This is a genomic window from Oleiphilus sp. HI0079, from assembly GCF_001635105.1.
In genome coordinates this window covers 1-1,026 of sequence record NZ_LWFT01000019.1, presented here as the reverse complement: position 1 = coordinate 1,026, position 1,026 = coordinate 1, and the positions used below count along the sequence as shown (strand labels likewise).

The window sequence follows — 1,026 nt, the reverse complement described above, 5'->3', positions numbered from 1 at the left end:
CCTTGCCGTAGATTGTGAGGCTAAAAAAACCATTTGCGTCAGTATTTACTGGCGGCGCATCAACGGTCACCGTGCTGCACTCAATTGATTCAGGCCCGGGGATAAGCTTGTATGCAGCTCGCTCTGGGCCGCTCAACCCCCAACCGCCCGCAGTAATCAGAGTATACTTCTCCCAGTCCGTGATTTGATCAACAGACTCAACCATGCCACCAGTACTATCAATAGGGGTTTTTGCGAACTCATTTTTCAACGCAGTACGTGTGGCCAAGAGCTTATCCAGGTCATAGTCCGGGATAGGGTTGGCGCTCGCCGCGTCAACGCTTAACTCATCGGCAATGACCTTGACCTGCGCCTCCGCGTCCGCCTTACCATCAACACCGATACGAACCAGGATTCCCACATGGTCATCAAATTGTCCCGCCGGGAACTCGTACACGCCCCCCTTATTTAGGTGGACTGGTGTTGTATGGGTATTCAGGTTAATTATTTGCGCCGTAACCAAACGTGTGTCATCAATGGGAAGGTTTAGAGTGAAGCCCCCCGTGGTGTCGACTGCAGCAGCCGTGTACAACACATTCACATTGGGTGTAGTGAGAATTTGGTTGTCGACGCTCGCGATAGTGGGAGTGTTGAAAGTGTTGAGCCCATTTTTCTTCACCAGGTTGGCTGCGAAATCTAACCCTTCGGCCCTGATGAACTCCTCGGCGGTCATCCCCGTATTCTCAGGGCGAGTACCCCAATTGGTGGTGTCCACTGCGGCCACATTCGTAGCCTGATGCTGATCGGCGGAGACACTTTGAAAACCGACTAACACCGCAGTGAATATAGTTAGTAAAGCTATTGATACCTTCATTTATAATTCTCCCAAAACGTTGTTGATGTTTAATGATATCCTGATTGGTTGCGCCTCATAACGCCCGAAGCCCGACTGCATGCGATTGTTATGTGCATATTTCGAACGTTCATTTTAACTGATTATATATTGCCTCAAAGGCGGCCATGCGCGGCCTATTGCTTTTGCGAGCT

The 1,026-nt window shown here is 50.3% G+C and carries 1 protein-coding gene; it reads right to left on the bottom strand.

The annotated features are described in order from the left end of the window. The coding region (locus A3750_RS00450; RefSeq protein WP_068547920.1) for a hypothetical protein at positions 1 to 853 on the bottom strand (853 nt) is incomplete at its 3' end. Positions 854 to 1,026: the final 173 nt, after the last annotated feature.